This window comes from Rhodococcus sp. NPDC003383 (genome assembly GCF_053589115.1).
This window is the reverse complement of the sequence record NZ_JBSFRG010000027.1, coordinates 14,516-40,044: the sequence shown is the minus strand read 5'-3', so window position 1 is coordinate 40,044 and position 25,529 is coordinate 14,516. Positions and strand designations below refer to the sequence as shown.

The window sequence follows — 25,529 nt, the reverse complement described above, 5'->3', positions numbered from 1 at the left end:
ATCCGCACAAGTCCTGGACGTGTGCGGATGTCTGTTCGTTCTGCGGCTGACGACGCGCGTCAGCCGGGCGGGAGTTCACCCTTTCCGGAAGCGCCACCGGAAGCGCCACCGCTGCGCAGCCAGCGGCCCGGCAGCTTGCCCGCGAGGTCGCCGAGAGGTCCCACCGCACCGCGCAGCAGTTCCACCGTTTCCTGCAGCAGGTCGATGCTCAGGTGCATCTGCTGGATGCCCGGCGTCAGCTGCGCGAGGGTCTCGGACAGCGACACGATCTGGTCGAGCGGGCCGCCCTCGGCGAGCAGTCGTTCGAGCGCGCCGCGTTCGGACAGCAGGACGTCGAGGACACCGCCCTCCGCGAGCGCGCGTTCCACGACACCGCCCGGCTTGATCGCGGTGTCGACGATGCCGCCGGGCGCGGTCAGCCGTTCGACGGCGCCGTCGCGGGCGAGCAGTCGCTCGAGCGGGCCGTCGGGTGCGGTGAGCCGATCGAGCAGACCGCCCTCGGAGAGCAGCCGGTCGAGGGCACCGTCGTCGGCCAGGACCCGATCCAGCGGGCCGCCGGGCGCGGTGATCCGGTCGAGGGCTCCTCCCGGCACGAGCAGTCTCTCGAGGATTCCGTCTGGGGCGGTGAGCCGGTCGACGGCGCCGCCGGGCGCGAGCAGCCGGTCGAGCGGACCACCCGGTCGCAACGCATGCCCGAGCGGGCGATTGTCGGACGCGAGCTCGGACACCTGCTGCAACAGTCCCAGGGTTCCGCGGGTATCGGTGAGACCGACCGCGCCGAGCGTCTCGTAGGTCGCGGGGGAGACGGCCACGCGGACCGTGCCGATGACGGACGCCGCGATCCCGAGCGCGGTGTCCGCCGCGGTCAGGCCGACCCGGAGCGGGAATGCGAGCGCGGACGCCAGATTCATGCGTTCACTGTAACCACCGGACACACGAGAAAACGGTCTAGTGGAGCGCCTTCAATCCGATGACGCACCCGACGATTCCGAGGATGAGGAGGATTTTGGCCACCGAGACGGCCTCGCCGCCGGTGACCATCGCGAATCCGACGGTCAGCGCCGCGCCGATCCCGACCCAGACCGCGTACGACGTGCCGACCGGCAGCGAACGCATCGCGTATGCGAGGCCGGCCATGCTGGCCACCAGGGCGACGACGAAGAGGACGGACGGTCCGAGGCGGGTGAATCCGGCCGAACGGCTGAGCGCCGTGGCCCACACCGCTTCGAGGACACCGGAGAAGACGAGAACGATCCATGCCATGACGAGCTCCGCTGCACCGTCTTGTCGCTGGCCGGGTACGGTGCGCTCGTCCGGGTGTCGATCGACGGTCTGTAGTCTAGCGAACTTTTTCGCGGCGGCCCGAGGTCAGGACGCCCGCAGCGCCGTCGCGGACACTCGCAGCTCGGTGCAGCCGCAGCCACCCGACAGTTCCGAGCAGTCGATGATCAGGCTGTGGCGGACCGACGCGAGGTCGGTGCAGTCGGGGTCGGTGCATTCGATCTCGACAATCGCATGCACCACGAGGGTTCCGTGGCAGTGGTCCAGGTCGGCGAGGCAGGCGGAGCACGACATGCCCTCATTGTTAACACCGGGGTCCGACAGCTGTGTGAGGCGCGCCCGTCACCGCCCGCCCGAGTCCGCAATGCCCGAGTCTGCACTCCCAGCGTTCTCACAGGAAGCAGTCAGCGACCGGACAGCCGCACCCGAGACAATGGGTTACGTGACCGTTCCCGAAGCGCGAATCCTGATCGTCGACGACGAGCCGAACATCGTCGAACTGCTCGCAGTGAGCCTGAAGTTCCAGGGGTTCGAGGTCGCGACCGCGTCGAACGGCACGGAGGGCCTCGACCGGGCCCGCTCCTTCCGTCCGGACGCGGTGATCCTCGACGTGATGATGCCCGGCATGGACGGGTTCGGGATGTTGCGTCGTCTGCGCGCCGACGGCATCGACGCCCCCGTGCTGTTCCTCACCGCGAAGGACTCCGTCGAGGACAAGGTGTCGGGCCTGACGCTCGGTGCGGACGACTACGTCACCAAGCCGTTCAGCCTCGAGGAGGTCATCGCGCGCGTGCGCACGATCCTGCGCCGCGCCGGGAAGGTGTCCGAGGAGGACCGGTCGTCGCGCATCACCTTCGCCGACATCGAACTCGACGACGAGACCCACGAGGTGTGGAAGGCCGGACAGCCGGTGTCGCTCTCGCCCACCGAGTTCACCCTGCTGCGGTACTTCATGATCAACGCGGGCACGGTGCTCAGCAAACCGCGCATCCTCGACCACGTGTGGAACTACGACTTCGGTGGCGAGGTGGGGGTCGTCGAGTCGTACGTGTCCTACCTGCGGCGCAAGATCGACACCGGCGACCGGCCGCTCATCCACACGCTGCGTGGCGTCGGATACGTGATGCGCGAGCCGAAGTAGATGCGTCGCCTGCCCGCCCTGCCGCTGCGATTCACCCTCGTCGCCGCGCTGCTCGTGCTGTCGGGGCTCGGGCTGCTCGCGTCCGGGATCGCGGTGACCTCGTCCCTGCAGGGGTCGCTGCTGAGCCGGATCGACCGCGACCTGCACGACGCCGCGCACGGCTGGGCCAGGCCGCTCGGCACCCGTCCGGATCCGCCGCCTCCGGCGGTGGGTCCGGACCGGCCGCCGAGCCTGTTCTACGTGCAGGTCCTGAACCCGGACGGCACGGCGCGGGTCACGATCAACGATCGGTCGGCGGCCCCGGCACTGCCGGGCGCGCCCACGCCGGAACCGGTGACCGTCGGGTCCGTCGGCGGCTCCGGCCCCCGGTGGCGGGTGCTGACCACCTCCAACCCCGACGGCGGCACCACCACCGTCGCGATGAGCCTGGAGGAGATCGGGGAGACGGTCGGGCGACTCGTCGTCCTGCAGCTCGGAATCGGCACCGCGGTGCTGGTCGTGCTGGGCGTCGCCGGCTACTTCGTGGTCCGGCGCAGCCTGCGCCCGCTCCGGGAGGTGGAACGCACCGCGGTCGCGATTGCGGGCGGTGACCTGCACGAACGTGTGCCGGAGCGGGATCCGCGCACCGAGGTGGGGCAATTGTCCGTGGCTCTGAACTCGATGCTCGCGCAGATCCAGTCGGCGTTCGCGGCGACCGCCGCGTCCGAGGAGTCGGCGCGCCGCTCGGAGGAGAAGATGCGCCGGTTCGTCGCCGACGCGGGGCACGAGCTGCGCACCCCGCTGACCACGATCCGCGGGTTCTCCGAGCTGTACCGGCAGGGGGCCAGCCGCGACACGGATCTGCTGATGACCCGGATCGAGAACGAATCGCGCCGCATGGGAGTCCTCGTCGAGGACCTGCTCATGCTGGCCCGTCTCGACGCGCAGCGGCCCCTCGAGCAGAAGCCCGTGGACCTGCTGGCCCTCGCCGCCGACGCCGTGCACGGTGCCCGCGCCGTCGCGTCGGACCGCACGATCGGGCTCGAGGTCATCGACGGACCGGGCACCCCCGAAGTGCTCGGCGACGTGGTGCGACTGCGGCAGGTCGTCGACAATCTCGTCACCAACGCGCTCACGCACACCCCGGCCGATGCGTCGGTGACCGTGCGGGTCGGCACCGTCGGTGAGGACGCCGTGCTCGAAGTCGCGGACACCGGACCGGGACTGGCCGAAGAGGATCGGGAGCGGGTGTTCGAACGCTTCTACCGGACCGACACCTCGCGGACCCGCGCGTCCGGCGGCAGCGGCCTGGGTCTGTCCATCGTCGCGGCACTGGTCGCCGCGCACGGCGGCACCGTCGACGTCGACAGCGAGGTCGGCAGGGGCGCGACGTTCCGCGTGCTGCTGCCGCGGCGGCAGGTGGACTGACTTCTCGGTAAGTTACCCGCTTCGGTGTCTGCGGAACAGGCCGCGCGACGCTGGAGGCAAACCGAGTATGGGCATCACCGACACGGCACGCAGTGCGGCAGGCGCTGCGTTCGGCGCGGCCCGCAACACCTGGTCGTTGTTCGCGGGCGACGGGATCGCGCCGCCGCACCGCACCCCGTCGGTGGTCGTCGGCGACGGCCCGCACCGCACCCTGCGCCGATTCGGCCCGGAGGATGCCGGGGCCCCGGTCCTGCTCGTCACCCCGCTCGCTGCGCCGTCGAGCTGCTACGACCTGATGCCCGACCAGAGCGTGGTGCAGTACCTCGTCGAGCTCGGCCGCAGCGTCTACGTCCTCGACTACGGGCCGATGAACGTCGACGACCGCGACCTCGGATTCGAGGTGTGGATCGACGACATCGTGCCCGAAGCGATCCACCGGGTCTCCGAGCTGAGCGGCAACCGCGAGGTCGACCTCGTCGCATGGAGCCTCGGCGGGACGCTCTGCCTGCTCACCGCCGCCGCGCACCCGGAGCTCCCGATCCGGTCGATCGCCGCGTTCGGCACGCCGATCGACTACGCGCGGATCCCGCTGCTCGCGGTCGCGCGGCTCGCAGGACGATACGTCGGTGATCCCGTCCTGGCCGGGGTGTCACGCGTCCTCGGCGGTGTCCCGGCACCACTCGTGCAGATCGGCTACCGCGCGACCGCTCTCGAGCGGGAACTGTTGCGGCCGTGGTTCATCGCCCTGAACATCGCCGACGCCGACCGACTGGTCCGCATGGAATCGATCGACCGGTTCCAGGCCGGCATGTTCGGTTATCCGGGACGGTTGTTCCACGAGATGGGCATGCGCCTGACCGTCGCCAACGACCTCGCCTCCGGGAAGGCGCGGTTCGGGGAGCGCACGATCGACCTCGCCGCAGTCACCGTTCCGGTGCTCGCGCTGGCCGGAACCGAGGACGTCCTGGCGCCGGTTCCGGCCGTCGAAGCGATCACCGGTGTCCTGCCGAACGCGGCGGTCCGGTTCGCGACCGCGCCCGGCAGTCACCTCGGTCTGCTCACCGGGCCCACCGCGCGCACCACGTCGTGGGTGCACCTGGCGCAGTTCCTGGCCGACCCGCACGGTACGCCGCAGGTCCCGGCGAGCGACCTCGCACCCGAGGCCCGGGACGCTCAGTCCGGGACGTTGGCGCCGTAGCCCAGTTCCCGCAGCGCCGCGCGGATCTTGTCGCGGGCCTCGTCGAGGGCCTCCGGCGACGGGTCGCGCTCGGCCTTCGAGATGTCGAAGTCGCCCAGGTCGTAGGCGGGGAACACGTGCAGGTGCAGGTGCGGAACCTCGAGTCCGGCGATGAGCAGGCCCGCGCGCGGGGAGTCGTACGCTGCGCACACGGCACGGCCGATGATGCGGGCGACGCCGTTGACCTCGGCCCAGAGTTCGTCGTCGACGTTCTGCCAGTGGTCCACCTCCTCGCGGGGGACCACGAGCACGTGGCCCGGGTTGATCGGGTTGATGGTGAGGAACGCGACGACGTCGTCGTCCTGCCACACGAAGCGACCCGGCAGGTCGCCGGCGATGATCATGCTGAATACGGAAGCCATGTCGGGGAGGATAGGCGCCGAGGTATCCGCTGAGCAGACGGACACCCGCCAACGGATAAACCGTCGGCGGATGACTTTCGGCGAGCGGATCCGACGGTCCGCCCGGCTGAAACCGTGGCACCGGGCAGTCCCGTAGTCTGTCCTGCGTGCGCGTACTCGTTATCGGCTCCGGTGCCCGTGAACATGCTCTCGTCCTGGCTCTGTCCCGCGACCCGGGGGTGACCGCGGTCCTCGCCGCACCCGGCAACGCCGGAATCGCTCAGATCGCCGAACAGTTCCCGGTCGACGCCGCCTCCGCCGAGCAGGTCGTCGCGCTCGCGAAGGAACAGAACGTCGACCTCGTCGTGATCGGCCCCGAGGTCCCGCTGGTGCTCGGTGTCGCCGACGCGGTGCGTGCCGCGGGCATCGCATGCTTCGGCCCGTCCGCCGCCGCCGCCCGCATCGAGGGATCGAAGGCGTTCGCCAAGGACGTCATGAACACCGCGGGGGTGCGGACCGCGCACAGCGAGGTCGTCGATTCGCCCGGCGTGCTCGACGAGGCGCTGGATCGCTTCGGTCCGACCTGGGTCGTCAAGGACGACGGACTCGCCGCCGGCAAGGGCGTGGTCGTCACCGCCGATCGCGCCGTCGCGCGCGATCACGCCGCCGAGATCCTCGAGAACGGGCACCCGGTCCTGCTCGAATCGTTCCTCGACGGCCCCGAGGTCTCGCTGTTCTGCCTGGTCGACGGCGAAACCGTCGTTCCGCTGCTGCCGGCCCAGGACCACAAGCGCGTCGGTGACGGGGACACCGGACCCAACACCGGCGGCATGGGCGCGTACACGCCGCTGCCGTGGCTGCCCGCCGAGACCGTCGACGTCATCGTCGAGGAGGTCGTCCGGCCGGTCGCCGCGGAACTCGTGAACCGTGGCTGCGGCTTCTCCGGGCTGCTGTACGCCGGTCTGGCGATCGGCAAGGACGGCCCCGCGGTCGTCGAATTCAACTGCCGCTTCGGCGACCCCGAGACGCAGGCCGTTCTCGCGCTGCTCGAGTCCCCGCTCGGTGAGGCGCTCGCCGCCACCGCCAACGGCACCCTCGCGGAGCTGCCGCCGCTGCGCTGGCGCGACGGTGCTGCCGTGACGGTCGTGCTGGCCGCCGAGTACTACCCGGCCAGCCCCCGCACCGGCGACGTCATCACCGGCGCCGACGCCGAGGGCGTGCTGCACGCCGGCACCAAGCGCAACGAGTCCGGCGCGATCGTCTCGGCCGGTGGCCGTGTGCTCAGCGTGGTCGGTGTGGGCGCCGATCTCAGCGCGGCCCGCGACCACGCCTACGCGACGCTCGCCGGAATCAAGCTGCCCGGTGGGCATTTCCGCACCGACATCGGGCTCGCCGCCGTCGAGGGCCGCATCACCGTCTGACCGGTTTCCCGTCGGCGGACGGCGAGTACTACCGTCGGATCCGTGCGAAACGAATCCCGGCGATCGAACATCGAGACCTTCCACGTCATGGATGTGTGGAAGGCCGCGGCCGAACGTCAGCGCACCCACGGCGACGTCCTGTCGCTGGCGGCCGGGCAGCCGTCGACGCCGGCGCCCGCACCGGTGCTGCGCGCGACCCACCGTGCGATCGACGACGAACTGCTCGGCTACACCGAGACCTTCGGGATCCTGCCGCTGCGCGAGGCGATCGCCGCCTACCACCGCGACCGCTACGGCATCGACGTCGACGCCGACGACGTCGTGGTCACCACCGGATCGTCGGGTGCGTTCACGCTGTTGTTCCTCGCCGCGTTCGATCCCGGTGACACCGTCGTCGTCGCGCGGCCCGGGTATCCGGCGTACCGCAACACGCTCGCGGCGCTCGGCTGCAACGTGGTCGAGCTGGACTGCGGTCCGGACACCCGCTACCAGCCGACCGTCGCGATGCTCGAGGCGCTCGACACCCCACCTGCGGGTCTGATCGTCGCGAGCCCCGCCAACCCGACCGGCACCATGATCGAGCCGGAGGAACTGGCCGCGCTCGCCCGCTGGTGCGACGACCACGGTGCCCTGCTGATCTCCGACGAGATCTATCACGGCATCGAGTTCGCCACCCCGGGCACACCGGCCACGTCGACCGCCTGGGCGACGTCCCGCGAATCGGTGGTCGTCGGATCGGTGTCGAAGTACTTCTCGATGACCGGGTGGCGACTCGGCTGGATTCTGGTGCCGCAGTCACTGCAGCGCGCGCTGCAACGGCTCGCCTCGAACATGACGGTCTGCCCTCCGGCGATCTCCCAGTACGCGGCGACCGAGGCATTCGGTGCCGAGGCCCGCGCCGAGTTGGACGGGCACGTCGAGCGCTACGCCCGGAACCGGGATCTGCTGCTGGCGGGACTGCCCGCGATGGGGATCACGAAGCTCGCGCCCGCCGACGGCGCGTTCTACGTGTACGCGGACATCGCGCACCTGCTGCGACCCGGTGAGACGTCCACCGCGTGGTGCTCGCGGCTGCTGCACGACACCGGGGTCGCGCTCGCTCCGGGAATCGACTTCGACACCGTCCGCGGCGACGAGACGGTGCGGTTGTCGTTCGCCGGTGCGACCGCCGACATCGAGCAGGCGCTGGAACGTCTGCGCGCCTGGCTGCAGCCCTCCTGACGGCACCCCGTGCCCGGGCATCACACCTAGGGCGATGTCGTGCTTCCGGCCGTTTTCCCCTGGTGGAGCGGCCGAGACTGTCACGATGACAATGTGACGACAGCTGCCACACCGAAAGGCGAGCGGCGCCGCCAGGCGCTCGTCGAATCGGCAGCCGAGCTCATCCTCGAGGGCGGTATCGACGCCGTCCGTCACCGCGCTGTCGCCAACCGGGCGGGCCTGCCGCTCGCCTCCACGACCTACTACTTCGAATCCCTCGACGAGCTGGTGGTGTGCGCGTTCCAGCACAACTCGTGCCGGGAACTGGAAGAGATGCGTGCCCGCGTCGAGGAGGTGACCCCGTGCCGCCGCAGCCTCGAGTCGACCGCCGAATTGATCATCGACCTGCTGGTGGGGCCCCGCGGTGTCGGCGAGCTCGAGCGTGAGCAGTTGATCTCCCGGTACGAGCGGTGCGTTGCGACCGCGCGTCACACCGAGCTGCGCGACGTCCAGCTGCATGCCCGGCTGATCGTCGACGAATTGCTCACCGATCTGCTGGAACGCTGCGGCCGCACCGTCGATCCGACGCAGATCCGCAGACTGGTGGCAGCGGTCGACGGGGCCGTCCTGGGTGCTCTCGGCGAGCTCGATCCCGATCCGCGCGGATTGGCCCGCGGCCTACTGCTCGACGTCGTCGGGAGCGTCGCGCCCCCTGCCGACACCGATTCGGTGAGTCCCGACCCGTAAACTGTGCGGTTGTGAGCCTGATCCCGAACGTCCTTGCCACCCGTTACGCCAGCCCCGAGCTTCGGGAACTGTGGTCGCCGCAGCACAAGATCGTGCTCGAACGGCAGCTGTGGCTGGCGGTGCTGAGGGCACAGGCCGAGCTGGGTATCGACGTTCCGGCCGAGGCTCTGGCCGACTACGAGCGGGTCCTCGAGAACGTGGACCTCGACTCGATCGCCGCGCGCGAGCGCGTCACCCGGCACGATGTGAAGGCCCGCATCGAGGAGTTCAACGCGCTCGCCGGGCACGAGCACGTGCACAAGGGCATGACCAGCCGCGACCTCACCGAGAACGTCGAGCAGCTGCAGGTGCTGCGGTCGCTCGAGCACGTGCACGCGCACGGTGTCGCGATCGCGGCGCGGCTCGCCGAGCGGGCCGCCGAGTACTCCACCGTGGTCATGGCCGGCCGCTCCCACAACGTCGCGGCGCAGGCCACGACCCTCGGCAAGCGGTTCGCGTCGGCCGCCGACGAGCTGCTCATCGCGCTGACGCGGCTGCGGGAGCTCATCGACCGCTACCCGCTGCGCGGCATCAAGGGCCCGATGGGCACCGCCCAGGACATGCTCGACCTGCTCGACGGGGACGCAGGCAAGCTCGAGCAGCTCGAACGGAAGGTCGCCGAGCACCTCGGCTTCTCGCACGTCTTCACCAGCGTCGGCCAGGTGTACCCGCGGTCGCTGGACCACGATGTGCTCTCCGCGCTCGTTCAGATCGGAGCCGGTCCGTCGTCGCTGGCGCACACGATCCGGTTGATGGCGGGGCACGAGCTGGTCACCGAGGGCTTCCAGCCCGGCCAGGTCGGGTCCTCCGCCATGCCGCACAAGATGAACACGCGTTCGTGCGAGCGCGTCAACGGTCTGCAGGTGGTGCTGCGCGGCTACGCGTCGATGGCCGCCGAGCTGGCCGGCGCCCAGTGGAACGAGGGCGACGTATTCTGCTCGGTGGTGCGCCGCGTTGCGCTGCCCGACGCGTTCTTCGCCGTCGACGGCCAGATGGAGACGTTCCTGACGGTGCTCGCCGAGTTCGGTGCGTACCCGGCGGTGATCGAGAAGGAACTCAACCGGTACCTGCCGTTCCTCGCCACCACGAAGGTGCTGATGGCGGCGGTGCGTGCCGGGGTCGGGCGGGAGACCGCCCACGAGGCCATCAAGGAACACGCGGTGGCGGTGGCGCTGGCGATGCGCGAGGAGGGGCGCGAGCCGGATCTGCTGGATCGCCTCGCCGCCGACGAGCGGCTGCCGCTCGACCGCGCGACACTCGAGGCCGCGCTCGCCGACCGCTCCGCGTTCGTGGGGGCGGCCGAAGCACAGGTCGCGTCCGTGGTCGAGAGTGTAAACGACCTCGTCGCGAGGTATCCGGAGGCGGCGAAGTACACGCCGGCTCCGATTCTCTGAGCGCGACGCGCCGCAACGCCCGGGGGGGACGTTCGATCGGGTAACAGATAAGACAGGGGAGAGAAATTGTCCGACAAGCACGAGAACTCCGGGCGTATTCGAGACGCAGTGCGCACGCGTGCTGCGCTGCTCGACGCCGCCCAGGAGATCTTCCTCCGGGACGGCTACGCCGCTGCCGCAACCGAAGAGATCGTGGTGCAGGCAGGGGTGACCCGCGGTGCTCTGTACCACCACTTCGCGAACAAGCGCGAGCTCTTCCGGGGTGTCATCGAGCGCATCCAGCTCGAGGCCGAGGACACTCTGGGGAAGCACGATCCCGAGACGTCCGAGTGGGACAGTTTCTCTCGCGCAATCCTGGCGACGCTGGATGCGGTGTACGCTCCTGCGACCCGCAGGTTGCTGCTCATCGAGGCACCCGCGGTGCTCGGGTGGGCGGAGGTTCGCGAAACCCACCGCCACACGACGATCCGCAGGATTCAGCATTCCCTGAGGGCGATCGCTCGCGAGAACGGGGATCTGTCGGAACCCTCACCCGTGATGGCACACCTGTTGCTCGCCGCGATCGAGGAAGCGATGCTGTACCTCGCGCACAGCGACGACCCGGTGCGTGACCGTCCGGAGGTCGAAGCGCAGCTGATGCGCCTGCTCGACGTCGTCCGTCCGGTGCCGGTGCGGGGCATCGCGTGATCCTGCCGGCACCACCGGTTGCGGGCTCGCGGTAATGACCGACTGCGTCTTCTGTGCGATCGTCGCAGGTGAGGCGCCGGTCAGCGTCGTGCTCGACGAGCCGGACGTGATCGCGTTCATGGACATCCGGCCGTTCACGGCCGGACATCTGCTGGTCGTTCCCAAGCGTCACGTGTCGGGTCTGGGAGGACTCGATCCCGAGGACGGGGCGCGCGTCTTCGACGCGGGCCGGCGCATCGCCACCGCGCTGCGTTGCGGCGACCTGCCCGTCGACGGCGTGAACCTCTTCCTGGCCGACGGCGCCGCCGCGGGGCAGGAGGTCTTCCACGTCCACCTGCACGTCATTCCGCGCAGGCGCGGTGACGGGTTCGGTCTGCGCGGTGTACCCCGCAGTCCGAACCGGACCGTGCTCGACGGTACTGCCGCCGCGATCCGCGACGCCCTGTCGCGGTAGCGGTGGCGCCGTCGGAGTGATACGAACGGCGGGTTGCGACGGGATTTGTCCGACCCGGTGTTCTACGGTGCTCTTGTGGCCCGTGCGCAACCGATCCTGACGCCGCTCACCGAGGCGGCGATCTTCCTCGTCGCGACCGTCGACGAGGGTGGCGAATCCGACGTTCGTGACCTGCTCGAAGACCTCGCGGCTCTGCGCCGCGCGGTGGGATTCCGGATCCCCGACGGGGGTCTGTCCTGCGTCGTGGGCATCGGCTCACAACTGTGGGACCGGCTGTTCGACGGCCCGCGGCCGGCCGAGCTGCACGAGTTCGTCGAACTCGACGGGGAAGTGCACCGTGCCCCGTCGACTCCCGGCGACCTGCTCTTCCACATCCGGGCCTCCTCGCAGGACCTGTGTTTCGAGCTCGCCGCCAAGATCAACGACAGGTTGCGCGCGGTGGCGACCTTCGTCGACGAGGTGCACGGCTTCCGCTACTTCGATCGTCGCGACCTGCTCGGTTTCGTCGACGGCACCGAGAACCCCGAGGACGACGACGCGGTCGCCGCAGCTCTCGTCGGCGACGAGGACGCCGAGTTCGCCGGTGGTAGCTACGTGATCGTGCAGAAGTACCTGCACGACCTCGAGTCGTGGAATGCGTTGACGGTCGAGGAGCAGGAACGCGCGATCGGGCGGACCAAACTCGACGACATCGAGCTCGACGACGACGTCAAGCCGTCGAACTCGCACGTCGCACTCAACAACGTCACCGACGCGGACGGCAACGAACGGCAGATCGTGCGCGCCAACATGGCGTTCGGGAGTATCGGCAGCGGCGAATTCGGCACATATTTCATCGGATACGCGGCCTCGCCGGACGTCACCGAGCAGATGCTGCGCAACATGTTCCTCGGCGATCCGCCGGGCAACCACGATCGGATTCTCGACTTCTCCACGGCGGTCACCGGTGGATTGTTCTTCTGCCCGGCCGCCGAGTTCCTGGAGGATCTTCCCGCACCGCGCCGGGCCGTGAACGTCGAAGCGGGCGAGGAGCCCGTCGACGGGCGTTCGACGACACCGGGCGACGGATCACTCGGAATAGGCACCCTCAGAAGGAGTTCGACGCGATGAACAACCTCTACCGCGATCTCGCCCCGATCACCGATGCCGCGTGGGCGTCGATCGAGGAGGAGGCGATCCGCACCTTCAAGCGGCACGTCGCCGGCCGCACGGTCGTGGACTTCTCCGGTCCGCACGGCACCGATTTCGCCGCGGTCGGGCTGGGGCGCACCGAGACGATCGCCGCTCCCGCCGAGGGTGTGCAGTCGCGGCGGCACCGGGTCGCACCGCTCGTCGAGCTGCGGGTGCCGTTCACGCTGTCCCGGGAGGAGATCGACAACGTCGAGCGCGGCGCACAGGACTCCGACTGGGACCCGGTGAAGGAGGCTGCGAAGAAGATCGCGTTCGCGGAGGACCGCGCGATCTTCGAGGGCTACGCGGCGGCCGGGATCGAAGGGATCCGCGCGAGTTCGTCGAATCCGGCGCTGCACCTGCCGGAGGATCCGCGCGACATTCCCGAGGCGATCAGCCAGGCCTTGTCGCAGTTGCGTCTCGCCGGTGTCGGCGGCCCGTACTCGGTGCTGCTCGGCGCCGACGAGTTCACGAAGGTCAGCGAGACGGCCGATCACGGCTACCCGATCCGGGAACAGATCCGCCGGCTCATCGACGGCGACATCATCTGGGCTCCCGCGATCGACGGCGCGTTCGTGCTCAGCACCCGCGGCGGCGACTTCGACCTGCAGATCGGCCAGGACCTGTCCATCGGGTATCTGTCGCACGACGCCGAGACCGTGCAGTTGTACTTCCAGGAATCGCTGACGTTCCTCGTCTACACGGGCGAGGCGTCCGTCGCGCTCCGCACCGCCTGACTCGTAGGCACTGAACCGTCGGACGGTCGCGCGCAGCCGGGCGCGCGCGGTCGTCCGTTCGGCGGGTTTGTGCCCCGGCCTACCGAGTCGGCATCACTTGTGTTGCAGCGCACCGGCTTTCAATGCGGCCGCGTTGACGCGGCTCAGGACTGCGTGCAGCTCCTCGAGTTCGGAGATGTCCACACCGAGTGTCTCGACGACGGTACCGGGCACGGCCTCGGCGCGGCTCCGCAGCGCGCGACCCTCGTCGGTGAGGTCGACGACGAGTTGCCGTTCGTCGGTGGTGCTGCGGGTGCGCGTGATCAGTCCGAGCGCCTGTAGGCGCTTGAGCAGAGGCGACAAGGTGGGCGAGTCGAGCTGCAGGACGCGCCCGATCTCCTTGACGGACAGCGGTGCCTGCTCCCACAGGACGAGCATCACCAGATACTGCGGATGGGTCAGTCCCAGTGGCTCCAGGATCGGCCGGTAGACCGCGAGCACTGCACGATTGGCCACGGCGAGCGCGAAGCACACCTGACGTTCGAGCGCCAACGGATCGTCCGCGGTGGTCGGTGTGTACGGAGCGGCGGTGTCGGAGCTCATCTCGTCGAGGATACCAACAGTTAGTGCACGAACTTGTGAGGCTCGATCTGTCGTCGATCGACGTAGCACCCCCACGGTCGATTAGTTTAGGCTAGCCTAACGTCATGATCGACGACCTCATCGAACTCGCGTTTGCCCAGGGTGCCGTGCGCGGGGTGTCCGTGGCCGCCGACGGCTGCGACGAGTACCTGCTCGCCTCCACGGAGACGGCGCCTGCGATTCGGGTGTGGGTGCGTCCCGACGGCCGCTTCTCGCGGGCGTCCGACGGCGAGGGCTGCCACGTGACGCTCGGTCAGGTCGTCGACAGGTGCGGCATCACCTACGACCGCCGCCGGGACGGTTCCCTCGTGCGTCGAATGTAGGCAGTGCGGCGATCGTAGGCAGTGCGGCCGATGTGGGCGTCAGCGCACGTAGTCGGGATATTCGGTGTGCAGGAGCAGGTATCCGGCGAGGTCCTCGATGAGCCAGTGCTCGCTGTCCTCCGGTGTCCGGGCGTCGCACACCGCATCGCCCGCGAGGCAGACGCGGTCCACCCGGATGTCACCGAAATCGTGGCGTCCGCCCGTGAGCGTGATGCCCGGGGCCACCTGTCCGGGGAACTGGGACTCGACGCCGTTCTCGTCGCGCGGATCCGCGTAGAGCACACCCCGGATGCGGTCCGGAGGAACCGAACCGTCGTGCGCGATCTCGGCCAGGACATCGCCCGCGACGGCGGCCCCCTGGGAGTAACCGAGCACGACGAGCTCCGAGTTCGGGCACGCCGCGTGCTCCCGCGTGATCGCCTCGCGCAACCGGCTCTTGCCGATGGCCTTCGACTCGTCATATGCGATGCCGTCCGAGCCCTTGCTGGAACCGGAGTCCGGCACCGGCACGACCACCGCGGGATAGCGGATGTGTTCGACGACCGTGCCCGGCCGGCGGTAGCGCTCCGAGATCAGCGCCAGCGGCGACTCCGGATCCAGGGAGTCGAAGGAATCGAGGTTCTTCGTGCCGTCGACCGCGAGCACGAAACGCTCGGGGCAGGGGCCGGTTTCGCCCGGTGCCGCACCGGCGACCGGCGACGTCAGGAGGGCGGACAGCGTGGTGATCGCGAGCGCCGCCGTCACCAGGCCGAAGCCGCGACGAACCGATTCGGGTGAGCCGACCATGCCGAACCTCCTGGGACCATGTGCCGTCGAACAATCGCAGGGTACCTAGGTTTGTGATCCGTGCTCGTCCTCCGAACGAACCATTCCGGATGTGGCGCTCGTCATGGCGTCGCAAGCCGCCGAACGGGACGACGGCCGCGCGCTGTCGGCCGCGCGCTGTTGTCCATCCGGATTGCGGGAACTGCGAACTCCGTCAGGACTCGACGAGCTTGCGCAGGATCCGTGCGAGCTCGGCGCGGTCGTGGTCGTCGAGCGGGGCGAAGAACTCGCCGGCCTCGGCGTCGCGCGCCGCTTCGAGTTGCCGGGCGAGGTCGCGTCCCGCGTCGGTCAGCTGCACGCACACCGCGCGGCGGTCGGCGGGATCGGGAATCCGTTCGGTGAGGCCGCGGGCCTCGAGCCGGTCGATCACCTCGGTGGCCGAGCGCGGCACGATCCGCAGCGCCTTGGCGACCTCGCCGAGCCGCAGCGGGGATCCGTCGGAGCCGCCGACGACGCGCAGGGCACGGTGCTCGTGAGGTGACAAATGCCACGGTTCGAGGGTCTCGTGCCAGCGTCGTCGCAGCGTGCGGGTGGCCGTGATCAGCAGATCACGCAACGTTGCGGGTGAATCGGCCATGGAATGAAGAGTACCGCATTTGACGTTTACCTCTTAGTGAGGCAACCTCAATACGTTACATCGACTCAGAAGGAGGTGGTGTACATGATGCACCTCCCCCCGGGCGGCGGTCCCGGCCCCGGACGACGGGGCAAGGTCGACCCCCTCGATCGACGCCAGCTTCAGGACTCACCCGTCAGCCTGCGCCGCATCGGTGCCCTCTTCGCGCCCTACCGCTGGCAGATCGCACTCGTGGTGGCGCTCATCGTCACCTCGTCCGTGATCTCCCTCGCCAGCCCCTTCCTCGTCCGCGCGGCCATCGACCATGCCATCCCCGAACAGAACGTCTCGCTGCTGCTGTGGGTCGTCACCGGCATGCTCGCGGTGACCGTCGCCTCCTCGGTGCTCGGCGTCGCCCAGACCTGGATCTCCACCACGGTGGGCCAGCGCATCATGCACGGCCTGCGCACCCGCGTCTTCGCCCACCTGCAGCGTCAGTCCCTGAGTTTCTTCACCCGCACCCGCGGCGGTGAGATCCAGTCCCGGCTGACCAACGACATCGGCGGAATGCAGAACGTCGTGACCTCCACGGCCACGTCGATCGCCGCCAACATCACCACCGTCGTCGGCACCGCCGTCGCGATGGCCGTACTGAGCTGGCGCCTGTCGCTGCTCTCGCTCGTGGTGCTGCCGCCCGCGATCTGGCTGACCCGCAAGGTAGCGCTCATGCGCCGCGAGGTCACCGCGCGTCAGCAGCGCCGCCTCGCCGACATGCAGACCCAGATCGAGGAGGGCCTGTCCATCAGCGGTGTGCTCCTGTCCAAGACGCTCGGCACCGGACCGTCCATGTCCCGCCGCTTCGCGGACACCTCCGCCGAACTCGCGGATCTCGAGGTGCACGCGCAGCTGTCGGGCCGGTGGCGCATGGCCACCATGAACATCGTGTTCGCGGCGATCCCCGCGGTGTTGTACCTCGTGGCCGGCCTGCCCGCGACCTCCGGCGGCATGACCATCGGCACCCTGGTCGCCTTCACCGGCCTGCAGGCCGCGCTCTTCCGCCCCCTCATGAGCCTGCTCGACGTGGGCGTGTCCGTCACCGCGTCGCTGGCCCTGTTCAGCCGGATCTTCGAATACCTGGACCTGATCGTGGAGATCGACGAACCCGCCGATCCGGTCCGGCTCGACCTCGACCGGGTCGCCGGAGCGGTGCGCTTCGAGGACGTGAGCCTGTACTACCCGGGTGCCGACCGTCCCGCGCTCGACCACATCGATCTCGACGTGCCGGCCGGCGCGCAGATCGCCCTCGTCGGTGAGACCGGTTCCGGCAAGACCACACTCGGCTCGCTCGTCGCTCGCCTCCACGACCCGACGACCGGACGCGTCACGATCGACGGTGTCGATCTGCGCGACCTTCCGCTCTCCGACGTCGCCGCACTCGTCGGCGTCGTCTCGCAGGAGACCTACCTGCTGCACGCGACCGTGCGCGAGAACCTGCGCTACGCCAAGCCCGACGCCACCGACGCGGAGATCGAGGACGCCGCGCGCGCCGCGCAGATCCACGATCTGATCGTGTCGCTGCCCGACGGATACGACACGCTCGTCGGCGCCCGCGGGCACCGCTTCTCCGGTGGTGAGAAGCAGCGCCTCGCGATCGCCCGGACGCTGTTGCGGGACCCGCGCATCCTGGTGCTCGACGAGGCGACCAGCGCGCTCGACAACGAAACCGAACGGGCCGTGCAGCAGGCACTCGACGCCGCGCGCCGCGGCCGCACCACCATCACCATCGCCCACCGGCTCTCGACGGTGCGGGCGGCCGACGCGATCGCGGTGCTCGACCGCGGCCGGATCGTCGAATTGGGCAGCCACGACGAACTTCTCGCCCGCGACGGCCGCTACGCCGAACTCGCGATGCGGCGCGACGAACGCGTCACCGCAGTCGCGTAGGTCAGGCCCGCGAAGCGGCCAGGTCCCCGGCGACGTTCGCCGACGCCAGCGCGTCGACGACGTCGGCGGTGGGCAGCACGACCGCGCAGCGCGAGGCCACGTAGTTCAGCGCATCGGTGTGCTCGCGCCGCGAGAAATCGGCGGTGCCGTCGGAGACGAAGAAGACCTGGATGTCGTTCATGAATCCGTCGAGCGCGGTGGTCAGGCAGCCGATGTGCGCGTAGACCCCGGTGATGATCAGCTGGTCGCGGCCCCACGCGCGCATCCGCTCGAGCAGGTCGGTGCGGATGAACGCGCTGTAGCGCCACTTGGTGAGCAGGACGTCGTCCTCGTGCGGAGCCAGGTCGTCGATGATCGCGGTCTCGGCCGGATCGGCCGTCAGACCCGGACCCCAGAAGTCGAGCAGCAGAGCGCGATCGGCGGGATCCTGGTTGCCGGGCTGTGCGGTGTAGACGACCGGAACGCCCGCCGCGTGCGCGGAGTCGCGGATCCCGTCGATGTTCGGTACCACCGTCGCGAGGGGGTCGGCGGAGCGGTCGAACGAGCGCACGAAGTACTCCTGCATGTCGTGCACGAGCAGCACCGCACGCTCGGGGTCGATCGTCCAGGCCACCCTGTTCGCCGGCTGTTCTTCGGGCAGCGGATAGGACACGGACTCGGGAAGGGCCATGAGCGTCGCTTTCTCGGGTTGGGCGTTCAGTTCTCGAAGGTCGCGGCCAGTGCGCGCCGCAGTTCGTTCCGGCTGATCTTGCCGACGCCGGTCACGGGGAAGGCGTCGACGAAACGCACCTTGTCCGGGATCTTGTATCCGGCCAGGCCGCGTTCACGCAGGAAAGCCTTGAGCTCGAGTGCTTTCGGAGCTTCCCCTTCGGTCACGACGAATGCGCACGTGCGTTCGCCGAGGTACCGGTCGGGCATCGCCACGACGGCGGCGTCGAGCACCGCGGGATGGGCGATCAGATGGTTCTCGACCTCCTCGGCGGCGATCTTCTCGCCACCGCGGTTGATCTGGTCCTTGGCACGGCCTTCGACGACGATGTAGCCGCGTTCGGTGAGACGGACGATGTCGCCGGTGCGGTAGAAGCCGTCCGGGGTGAACGCCGTCGAATTATGTTCGGGGGCATTGTAATAGCCGCGGATGGTGTACGGGCCGCGGGTGAGCAGGTGCCCGGTGGCGCCGACGGGAACGGGAACGTCGTCGTCGTCGAGGATGCGGATCTCGTCATGCACGCTGATCGGCCGCCCCTGCGTGGTGACGATCGTGTCCTCGTCGTCGTCGAGACGCGTGTAGTTCACCAGTCCCTCCGCCATTCCGAACACCTGCTGGAGCGTGCAGCCGAGTTCGGGCCGCACTCGTTTGGCGGCTTCGGTGGGGAACTTCGCGCCGCCGACCTGCAGAACCTGCAGGGACGACAGGTCGCGCTCGCTACGGGCCCGCGCCGACAGCCACGCCATGGCGAGAGGCGGCACCAACGAGGCCATCGTGATCGCCTCGCGTTCGATCAGCGCGAACGCGGTGTCGGGGCTGGGATCCGGGGCCAGCACCACCGTGCCGCCGGTGTGCAGCACGCCGAGGATGCCGGGGGAGCTCATCGGGAAGTTGTGGGCGGCAGGCAGTGCCACGAGCATGCGCGTGTCGGCGTCGACCCCGCAGATGCGGGCCGATTCGCGCACCGAGTACAGGTAGTCGGAATGGGTCCGCGGAATCAGCTTCGGAGTTCCGGTCGTGCCACCGGAGAGCTGAAGGAAGGCAACCGATTCGGGGTCGAGTTCCGCCGCCGGGGCCGGCTCGTGCGCGCGCAGCGCGTCGAGTGCGGCGAACTCCGCGGCGTCACCGGCGACCACGACCGCCGGGGGATTGTCCAGGCTCGCGCACACCTCGCGGGCGAGGTTCCGGTAGTCGAATCCGCCGTTCTCCGCCGCCACGACGTACGCGGCGGCGTCGGCGAACCGGCAGAAGTAGCCGATCTCGGCGGCGCGGTGCGCGGGCAGCGCGAACACCGGCAGTGCACCCCGACGGAAGACCGCGAACAGCACCTCGGTGTACTCGACGATGTTCGGCAGTTGCACGACCACGCGGTCCCCCGCGTGCACGCCGAGTTCCGCGAGCCCCGAAGCGATCCGGGCCGCGGACTCGTCCAGCTCACGGTAGGTCAGGCGTCGCTGTTCGCCGCGCGCATCGAGTCCGGTGACGGCGACCCGGTCGCCGAACTCGGCGGCACGCGCCGGCAGGAACTGCGCGAACGTCTCGGGGGTCCAGTACCCCGCTCCTCGATACAGCTCCGCGAATTCTTCGGGGTAGCGGGCGGTTTCGGCGAGCGCGGTGCGCCGCAGACCGGATGTCACGAAACGATCCTTTCGGGGATGCTCAGGCGCGCAGGGTCGCGCCACCGTCGACGTACAGGGCTTGCATGGTGATGTGCCGGGCGCGGTCGGAGAGCAGGAACTCGATCGCGTCGGCGATGTCGCCGGGTTCGGCGATCCGGCCGAGCGGGATACCGACCTTGAACTGGGCGGGGTCACCGGCGATCGCGCCGAGCGCGCCCGCGTCGTCGTCCGGGTCGGCCCACAGCGACCGCTGCATCGCGGTGTCGGTGGATCCGGGCGCGACGATGTTGGCGCGGATTCCGAATTCGGCGAGTTCGAGTCCGAGGACCCGCGCGATCATCGACACCGCGGCCTTCGACGATCCGTAGGCCCCCATGCCGATTCGGGGCACACCCGCCGAGTTCGAGCCGACCACGACGATCGACCCACCTCGGCGGTCGCGCATCCGCCGGCCGACGGCGCGCAGCACCGACACCAGGCCGGTGACGTTGACGTCGTAGATGCGCTGCCATTCGTCCGGGTCGCCGTCGAGGATCGAGGCGGTGGAGAACACACCGGCGACGTGTGCGAGTTTCGTGATGGGGCCGTGCTCGGATTCGACGGTGTCGATCGCGAAGTCGACGGCGTCGGCGTCGCGGATGTCGACGGGGAAGGTGGGGGCGGGTTCGTCGAGCATCGCCGCGGTCTTGCGCAGACCTTCGGGGTCGCGGTCGGCGAGCACGACGCGATGCCCCGCCCCGGCGAGCGTGAGGGCGGTCGCGCGGCCTATGCCCTGCGCGGCGCCGACGACGAGACTGACGGGTGTGCTCACCGGTGTACCCCCAATGCATCGAGAACGGTTCCGAATTTGGTTGTGGTTTCGTCGAGTTCGTCCTGAGGATCGGACGCGGCGACGATGCCGCCACCGGCGTGCGCGGTGATCGTGCGGCCGTCGGCGTCCAGCACGGCGCACCGGATCGCGACCATCCATTCGCCGTCGCCGTCGGCGTCGCACCAGCCGATCGCGCCGGCGTAGAAGCCGCGGTCACCCTCGAGTTCGCGGATCACCTCGCGCGCGGCGACCGTGGGGGTGCCGCAGATCGCGGGGGTCGGGTGCACCGCGACCGCCAGGTCCAGGGCGGTGACGGACGGGTCGCGCAGGCGCCCGGACACCGGGGTGCCGAGGTGCCACAGCTGCCGGGTGCCGGTCAGCTGCGGCCGGTCCGGGATGTCGAGGTCGGTGCACAGTGGTTCGAGGCTCGCGCGCAGGTCCGCGACGACGTGTGCGTGCTCGGCGAGATTCTTGGCGGAGGCGGCGAGTGCCTCTCCGGTTCGGCGGTCGATCTCGGGATCGGAGTGGCGCGGCGCGGACCCGGCGAGGGGATGCGCGGTGACGCGGTCGCCGCGGCGGCGGATGAGGACCTCGGGGCTGGCACCGACCAGGTACCGTCCGCGCCGGCTTCCGCCCGCCGGGCTCAGGTCGACGGCGAAACCGTTGCCGTTCGGGTCGTTTGCGGCCAGCCGGTGCAGCAGCTGTCCGGCGGTGACCGGCCGTTCGGCGTGCAGGACGAGGGCGCGGGCGAGCACGACCTTGGCGAGCGCGTCGTCCGACCGCAGCCGCGTCAGGGCGGTCGCGACCCGGTCGAGATGCTCGCGTTCGGACGGCAGTGCCGCGTCGACGACGATGGCGGGAAGCGCCTCGGCAGCGGTGGCGATCGGGGCGGGCGTGTGCGTCAGGGAGTGGGGAGCGGTCAGGGCCGCCGGGTGGTCCGGGTCGAACGGCAGCGCGCCGACGACGGCGCGGACCGTTCCCGCGCGCAGGGCCGCGGCGGCATCGTCGACGCGGGACCAGGATTCGGCGACGCCCTCGGCGACGACCGTGCCGTGGGGCCGGGACAGTACGAAGGGGGCCGTGCCGGTGACCTGCGCGGCGGGGGCCGGTGCCTGCATGACGCACACCTCTCGGTAGCGGTGAAGTGGACGATCGCGTGGGGCACACGACCACACAAGAACATATACGGTTAGGCTAACCTTTGGTGCTGCCACATCGTGTCGGTGTCGAACCGCATTCGCCCGGGTCGAGTCGGGCGAACGGGAGCTTTGACCCGTATTCGATTTCGGTTAGCCTAACCGAAATATCTCGGGTGTCGGAGGCCGGTGACGGCAGCGCCGGCGCGTTCGTAGCAGAAGGAGAAGCATGCTGGATCGGGGAACGATTCTCGCCGACACCGCCCGGATTCTCGAGGTGGAGCCCGACGAGCTGGACCCGACGGCGAGCCTGGTCGACCAGGGACTCGACTCGGTGCGCCTGATGGCGCTCGTCGAACACTGGCGCGGCGCCGGAGCCGACATCGACTTCGTGTCGCTGGCGTCCGCAACCGATCTCGACCAGTGGTGCACGCTGCTCACGCGTTCCTGACCGTCTCACGTTCCGGGATTCCCCGGTAACGCAGAGGGTACCGCTGTCTCCACCCAGGGCTGCTGGTTCGCCCCACCCTTCGCCGCGACGCTCGAAGGACCCGAAGACTCCGCTTCGGGCCTCCGGGCAGGTCCGCCCGAACCTCTTGAAGGGCAGGCGAATCGCATGGTGGCTTCACAGTTCTCCGAGGTGCGTCCGCGACGGCGGGCCGCTGCAGCGGCGATCCTGACGACCGCGGCGTTCCTGACCGCCGGTGTCGTCACGGCGCCGTACGCCGCGGCGGATCCCGACGTGCGCTCGGATGCCGGGGAGATCCCGGACGGCCTGGACGACTTCTACACCCAGCAGATCGAGTGGGGTTCGTGCGACGGGTTCAGCACCGACGGATCCGACCTCAGCACGCTCGAGTGCGCGAAGGTGAACGTTCCCGTCGACTACGGCGATCCGCAGGGACAGACCGCGCAGATCGCAGTGTCCCGCATGGCGGCGACCGGTGAGAAGGTCGGTTCCCTGCTCGTCAATCCCGGTGGCCCCGGTGCCTCCGGGCTCGGCATGGCAGTGGTGGGGACCGGAACGCCGCTGGCCGAGCACTTCGACGTCATCGGGTTCGATCCGCGCGGCATCGGAGCGTCGACCCCGCAGATCGTGTGCCTGACCCCCGAGGAGAAGGACGAGGACAGGGCCGAGGCCGAACTCGACCGCAGCCCGGAGGCTATCGCCGAGGCCGAACAGGAGGCGCAGGAGTTCGCGGCACAGTGCGCCGAACGAACCGGCACGGACGTGCTCGCGAACGTCGGCACACGGGATGTCGCCCGGGACATGGACGTCATCCGCGCGGTGCTCGGCGACCGGCAGCTCAACTACCTCGGTTACTCGTACGGCACCCGGCTCGGCACCGCCTACGCGGAGCAGTTCCCGCAGAACGTGCGCGCGATGGTCCTCGACGGCGCCCTCGATCCCCAGCAGAATTCCGACGAACAGGTGCTGAACCAGATGGCCGGATTCCAGCAGGCGTTCGACGAGTTCGCGACGCGCTGCACGACACTCGCCGGGTGCCCGCTCGGGGACGATCCCGCCGGGGCGGTGCAGCGGTTCCGGGAACTCGTCGACCCGCTCGTCGACAGCCCGGCGGCGACTGCGGATCCGCGTGGCCTCAGCTACTCGGATGCGATGACGGGCGTGATCGCGGGTCTGTATTCGCCGAACATGTGGGAGCCGCTGATGGCGGGGCTCGACGAGCTGGCTGCGGGCAACGGCGACACGCTGCTCATGCTCGCCGACCTGTACGAGGGGCGATCCGCCGACGGCGCCTACTCGAACTCGGCCGAGGCGATGACCGCCGTGCGGTGCGTCGACGATCCGGCCTCGACCGACCGGGCGGCGCTCGGCGAACTCGACACCCGCCTGCGCGAGGCCGCACCGTTCCTCGACGACGGTTACGGTTCCGGTCAGGCACCGCTCGACACGTGCGCGTTCTGGCCGGTGCCGCCGACGAGCACCCCGCACACCGTCGAGGTGTCGGGACTGGCACCGGTGCTGGTGGTGTCCACCACGGAGGACCCCGCGACGCCCTACCAGGCCGGCGTCGATCTGGCGGACCAGCTGGGTGGTGTCCTGGTCACCTACCGCGGCACCCAGCACGGGGTCGTGCTGACCGGACAGTGGTGCATCGACACCCCGGTCGTGTCGTACCTCGTCGACCTGACCGTGCCGGACGGCGACATCACCTGCTGAACGCATCCCAACCCACGGCGACGCAACCCCGCACGACCGCCGGTCGTGTGGGGCTGCGACGTCAGGATGCGTCGGCGGGGCGACCCGGGATCGTCGCCGCCGCGACGGCCAGGGCGATGGTCGCGATCAGCACCGCGGTGAACACCGGATCGATCGACGCGGCGACCTGCCCGGCATCCGGGGCATCCGTACCCCCGGCCGCCGCGTTGGCCAACGCCCCGAACACCGCGACCCCGACGGCGCTGCCCAGTCCGCGCGCGAACGCGTTCGCCCCGGTCGCGACGCCGCGCTCGGACCACCCGACGCTCGCCTGCGCCGCGATCAGCGAGGGGCTGGCGATCAGTCCCATCCCGAGACCGATGAGCAGGCAGCACGCCGCGACGTGCCAGATCTGCGAGTGCACGTCGAGCCGCGTCAGCAGGGCCGTGCCGCAGATCGCCGGTACCGCGCCGATCAGCGCGGTCGCGCGGAACCCGACGCGGAGATACAACCGTCCCGACTGTGACGCCGCGACCGGCCAGCCCATGGTCAGTGTCGCCAGGGTGAACCCGGCGACCAGGGCCGTGGTGCCGAGCGCTCCCTGCACGAAGGCCGGAACGTACGAGGTCAGGCCCATCACCACCGCGCCGACCATCGCGGCGACCGCGCTCGTCGACAACAGCACCCGCCGCGTGAACACCCACACCGGCAGGATCGGATCCGCGGCACGTCGCTCCACCAGGCCGAACACGACGAACAGCGCGGCCGACGCCAGGAAGATCGCGGCGCTCGGCACCGACGCCCACGCCCACGCCTGGCCGCCTTCGAGCAGGCCGAGGATCAGCAGTCCGGCGGCCAGTGCGAGCACCGCCGCGCCCGCCCAGTCGATCGGCCGACGTTCCGGCCGGTCCTCGGTCTGCGACTCGTCGAAGCTGCGGACGAGCACCCACGCCGCGAGCGCGCACAGCGGAAGGTTCACCCAGAAGATCCAGCGCCAGGACACGAAGTCGGAGAAGATCCCGCCGATCGCGGGCCCGACGACCGAGGACATTCCCCACACGCTGGCGATGTAGCCCTGCGCCTTGGCACGTTCGGCGACGGTGTAGATGTCCCCGGCGATGGTCTGTGCCATCGGCAGCACCGCCCCCGCGCCGATACCCTGCACCGCCCGGAACGCGATCAGCGCGGGCATGCTCCACGCCAGCGCACACAGCAACGATCCGAGAGCGAACACCGCGATCCCGAACAGCAGGACCGGTTTGCGGCCGAACACGTCGGACAGCTTGCCGTACACCGGCACGAGCACCGCCTGTGTCAGCAGATAGCTCGAGAACAACCACGGGAACTGGGTGAATCCGCCGAGGTCGGCGACGATCGTGGGGACTGCGGTCGCGAGGATGGTGCTCTCGAGCGCGACCAGCGCGGTCGCGAGCATCAGGGCCAGCAGGATCGGACCGCGTTCCGACCGGAACCCGACGTCCACATGTACCGTTCCCGCTGCCATCGTGCTCCCGTCGTCGATCGGATCGTGTCCGAGTGTCTCCGCCATTGTCACGGATGGGAGA

At 69.7% G+C, this 25,529-nt stretch carries 27 protein-coding genes and 1 riboswitch; of the genes, 15 read left to right on the top strand and 12 right to left on the bottom strand.

Features of this window, described 5'->3' with window-relative positions; all coding sequences use genetic code 11:
- Positions 1-59 precede the first annotated feature (59 nt).
- The 3 genes from ACWDTS_RS21325 to ACWDTS_RS21315 all read right to left on the bottom strand — a co-directional run bounded on the left by ACWDTS_RS21325 (position 60) and on the right by ACWDTS_RS21315 (position 1,575).
- Complete coding sequence (locus ACWDTS_RS21325) at positions 60-911, bottom strand: ABC transporter (RefSeq protein WP_450118984.1); 852 nt, start codon at positions 909-911, stop codon at positions 60-62.
- Positions 912-948: 37 nt separating this feature from the next.
- Positions 949-1,263: a DMT family transporter gene (locus tag ACWDTS_RS21320; RefSeq protein WP_450109824.1), complete on the bottom strand. Its 315-nt coding sequence runs from the start codon at positions 1,261-1,263 to the stop codon at positions 949-951.
- 10 nt (positions 1,264-1,273) lie between these two features.
- A riboswitch (guanidine-III (ykkC-III) riboswitch) is annotated at positions 1,274-1,334 on the bottom strand.
- A 34-nt stretch (positions 1,335-1,368) separates the two neighbouring features.
- Positions 1,369-1,575 (bottom strand): hypothetical protein, encoded by a 207-nt coding sequence (locus ACWDTS_RS21315; RefSeq protein WP_197251291.1) that lies wholly within the window; start codon positions 1,573-1,575, stop codon positions 1,369-1,371.
- 139 nt (positions 1,576-1,714) lie between these two features.
- Between ACWDTS_RS21315 and ACWDTS_RS21310 the strand changes: the two genes are divergently transcribed.
- From ACWDTS_RS21310 to ACWDTS_RS21300, 3 genes are all read left to right on the top strand, one after another.
- Positions 1,715-2,422, top strand: coding sequence for a response regulator transcription factor (locus ACWDTS_RS21310; RefSeq protein ID WP_197251292.1), 708 nt, complete (start codon positions 1,715-1,717; stop codon positions 2,420-2,422).
- Positions 2,423-3,829: a sensor histidine kinase gene (locus tag ACWDTS_RS21305; RefSeq protein ID WP_450109825.1), complete on the top strand. Its 1,407-nt coding sequence runs from the start codon at positions 2,423-2,425 to the stop codon at positions 3,827-3,829.
- Positions 3,830-3,896: 67 nt separating this feature from the next.
- Positions 3,897-5,027 (top strand): alpha/beta hydrolase, encoded by a 1,131-nt coding sequence (locus ACWDTS_RS21300; RefSeq protein ID WP_450109826.1) that lies wholly within the window; start codon positions 3,897-3,899, stop codon positions 5,025-5,027.
- Here ACWDTS_RS21300 and ACWDTS_RS21295 read toward each other — a convergent pair.
- Positions 5,003-5,428, bottom strand: a complete 426-nt coding sequence (locus tag ACWDTS_RS21295) for an HIT family protein (RefSeq protein ID WP_197251294.1) — start codon at positions 5,426-5,428, stop codon at positions 5,003-5,005. The two genes, ACWDTS_RS21300 and ACWDTS_RS21295, sit on opposite strands and share 25 nt — an antisense overlap.
- Before the next feature lie 146 nt (positions 5,429-5,574).
- Between ACWDTS_RS21295 and purD the strand changes: the two genes are divergently transcribed.
- The 8 genes from purD to ACWDTS_RS21255 all read left to right on the top strand — a co-directional run bounded on the left by purD (position 5,575) and on the right by ACWDTS_RS21255 (position 13,256).
- Positions 5,575-6,828, top strand: coding sequence for a phosphoribosylamine--glycine ligase (gene purD / locus ACWDTS_RS21290; RefSeq protein ID WP_450118983.1), 1,254 nt, complete (start codon positions 5,575-5,577; stop codon positions 6,826-6,828).
- Between the two features lie 42 nt (positions 6,829-6,870).
- Positions 6,871-8,049 carry a pyridoxal phosphate-dependent aminotransferase gene (locus tag ACWDTS_RS21285; protein ID WP_450118982.1) on the top strand — a complete coding sequence of 393 codons (1,179 nt, stop codon included), beginning with the start codon at positions 6,871-6,873 and terminating at the stop codon, positions 8,047-8,049.
- A 93-nt stretch (positions 8,050-8,142) separates the two neighbouring features.
- Positions 8,143-8,775, top strand: coding sequence for a TetR/AcrR family transcriptional regulator (locus ACWDTS_RS21280; protein WP_450118981.1), 633 nt, complete (start codon positions 8,143-8,145; stop codon positions 8,773-8,775).
- 11 nt (positions 8,776-8,786) lie between these two features.
- The gene (gene purB, locus ACWDTS_RS21275) at positions 8,787-10,208 is read left to right on the top strand and encodes an adenylosuccinate lyase (RefSeq protein WP_450118980.1); all 1,422 of its coding nucleotides are present in this window, start codon (positions 8,787-8,789) and stop codon (positions 10,206-10,208) included.
- A gap of 108 nt (positions 10,209-10,316) precedes the next feature.
- The gene (locus tag ACWDTS_RS21270) at positions 10,317-10,895 is read left to right on the top strand and encodes a TetR/AcrR family transcriptional regulator (RefSeq protein WP_420749225.1); all 579 of its coding nucleotides are present in this window, start codon (positions 10,317-10,319) and stop codon (positions 10,893-10,895) included.
- 34 nt (positions 10,896-10,929) lie between these two features.
- Positions 10,930-11,349 (top strand): HIT family protein, encoded by a 420-nt coding sequence (locus tag ACWDTS_RS21265; RefSeq protein WP_420749226.1) that lies wholly within the window; start codon positions 10,930-10,932, stop codon positions 11,347-11,349.
- A gap of 75 nt (positions 11,350-11,424) precedes the next feature.
- Complete coding sequence (locus ACWDTS_RS21260; RefSeq protein ID WP_450118979.1) at positions 11,425-12,459, top strand: Dyp-type peroxidase; 1,035 nt, start codon at positions 11,425-11,427, stop codon at positions 12,457-12,459.
- Positions 12,456-13,256, top strand: a complete 801-nt coding sequence (locus ACWDTS_RS21255) for a family 1 encapsulin nanocompartment shell protein (RefSeq protein ID WP_420749228.1) — start codon at positions 12,456-12,458, stop codon at positions 13,254-13,256. Before ACWDTS_RS21260 ends, ACWDTS_RS21255 begins: the two co-directional genes overlap by 4 nt.
- Positions 13,257-13,349: 93 nt before the next feature.
- Here the strand turns inward: ACWDTS_RS21255 and ACWDTS_RS21250 are convergent, their stop codons facing one another.
- Entirely contained in the window at positions 13,350-13,838 is a 489-nt protein-coding gene (locus tag ACWDTS_RS21250; RefSeq protein WP_450118978.1) for a MarR family winged helix-turn-helix transcriptional regulator, read from the bottom strand.
- A gap of 104 nt (positions 13,839-13,942) precedes the next feature.
- Between ACWDTS_RS21250 and ACWDTS_RS21245 the strand changes: the two genes are divergently transcribed.
- Positions 13,943-14,200: a hypothetical protein gene (locus ACWDTS_RS21245; RefSeq protein WP_420749230.1), complete on the top strand. Its 258-nt coding sequence runs from the start codon at positions 13,943-13,945 to the stop codon at positions 14,198-14,200.
- 39 nt (positions 14,201-14,239) lie between these two features.
- Here the strand turns inward: ACWDTS_RS21245 and ACWDTS_RS21240 are convergent, their stop codons facing one another.
- Positions 14,240-14,986 carry a PE-PPE domain-containing protein gene (locus ACWDTS_RS21240; RefSeq protein WP_450118977.1) on the bottom strand — a complete coding sequence of 249 codons (747 nt, stop codon included), beginning with the start codon at positions 14,984-14,986 and terminating at the stop codon, positions 14,240-14,242.
- Positions 14,987-15,179: 193 nt separating this feature from the next.
- Positions 15,180-15,602, bottom strand: coding sequence for a MarR family winged helix-turn-helix transcriptional regulator (locus ACWDTS_RS21235; RefSeq protein WP_420749232.1), 423 nt, complete (start codon positions 15,600-15,602; stop codon positions 15,180-15,182).
- A gap of 84 nt (positions 15,603-15,686) precedes the next feature.
- On the opposite strand from ACWDTS_RS21235, the gene ACWDTS_RS21230 reads away from it, so the two are divergent.
- Positions 15,687-17,525 (top strand): ABC transporter ATP-binding protein, encoded by a 1,839-nt coding sequence (locus tag ACWDTS_RS21230; protein WP_450118976.1) that lies wholly within the window; start codon positions 15,687-15,689, stop codon positions 17,523-17,525.
- Between the two features lies 1 nt (position 17,526).
- Here the strand turns inward: ACWDTS_RS21230 and ACWDTS_RS21225 are convergent, their stop codons facing one another.
- From ACWDTS_RS21225 to ACWDTS_RS21210, 4 genes are read right to left on the bottom strand one after another with little or no spacing between them, the layout of a single operon-like run.
- A complete protein-coding gene (locus ACWDTS_RS21225) occupies positions 17,527-18,195 on the bottom strand; it encodes an isochorismatase family protein (RefSeq protein WP_197257717.1) in 669 nt (222 codons plus the stop codon).
- A 26-nt stretch (positions 18,196-18,221) separates the two neighbouring features.
- On the bottom strand, positions 18,222-19,871 hold the full coding sequence (locus ACWDTS_RS21220; protein ID WP_197257718.1) for a (2,3-dihydroxybenzoyl)adenylate synthase: 1,650 nt from the start codon (positions 19,869-19,871) through the stop codon (positions 18,222-18,224).
- Positions 19,872-19,893: 22 nt separating this feature from the next.
- Positions 19,894-20,664, bottom strand: coding sequence for an SDR family oxidoreductase (locus ACWDTS_RS21215; protein WP_197257719.1), 771 nt, complete (start codon positions 20,662-20,664; stop codon positions 19,894-19,896).
- Positions 20,661-21,782 carry an isochorismate synthase gene (locus tag ACWDTS_RS21210; protein WP_450118975.1) on the bottom strand — a complete coding sequence of 374 codons (1,122 nt, stop codon included), beginning with the start codon at positions 21,780-21,782 and terminating at the stop codon, positions 20,661-20,663. The genes ACWDTS_RS21215 and ACWDTS_RS21210 overlap by 4 nt, the downstream gene beginning before the upstream one ends.
- A gap of 247 nt (positions 21,783-22,029) precedes the next feature.
- Between ACWDTS_RS21210 and ACWDTS_RS21205 the strand changes: the two genes are divergently transcribed.
- Both ACWDTS_RS21205 and ACWDTS_RS21200 read left to right on the top strand, forming a co-directional pair.
- Positions 22,030-22,251: a phosphopantetheine-binding protein gene (locus ACWDTS_RS21205; RefSeq protein ID WP_450118974.1), complete on the top strand. Its 222-nt coding sequence runs from the start codon at positions 22,030-22,032 to the stop codon at positions 22,249-22,251.
- A 165-nt stretch (positions 22,252-22,416) separates the two neighbouring features.
- Complete coding sequence (locus ACWDTS_RS21200) at positions 22,417-23,985, top strand: alpha/beta hydrolase (RefSeq protein WP_450118973.1); 1,569 nt, start codon at positions 22,417-22,419, stop codon at positions 23,983-23,985.
- Between the two features lie 61 nt (positions 23,986-24,046).
- Here ACWDTS_RS21200 and ACWDTS_RS21195 read toward each other — a convergent pair whose 3' ends face one another.
- Entirely contained in the window at positions 24,047-25,468 is a 1,422-nt protein-coding gene (locus tag ACWDTS_RS21195; RefSeq protein WP_450119003.1) for an MDR family MFS transporter, read from the bottom strand.
- Positions 25,469-25,529: the final 61 nt, after the last annotated feature.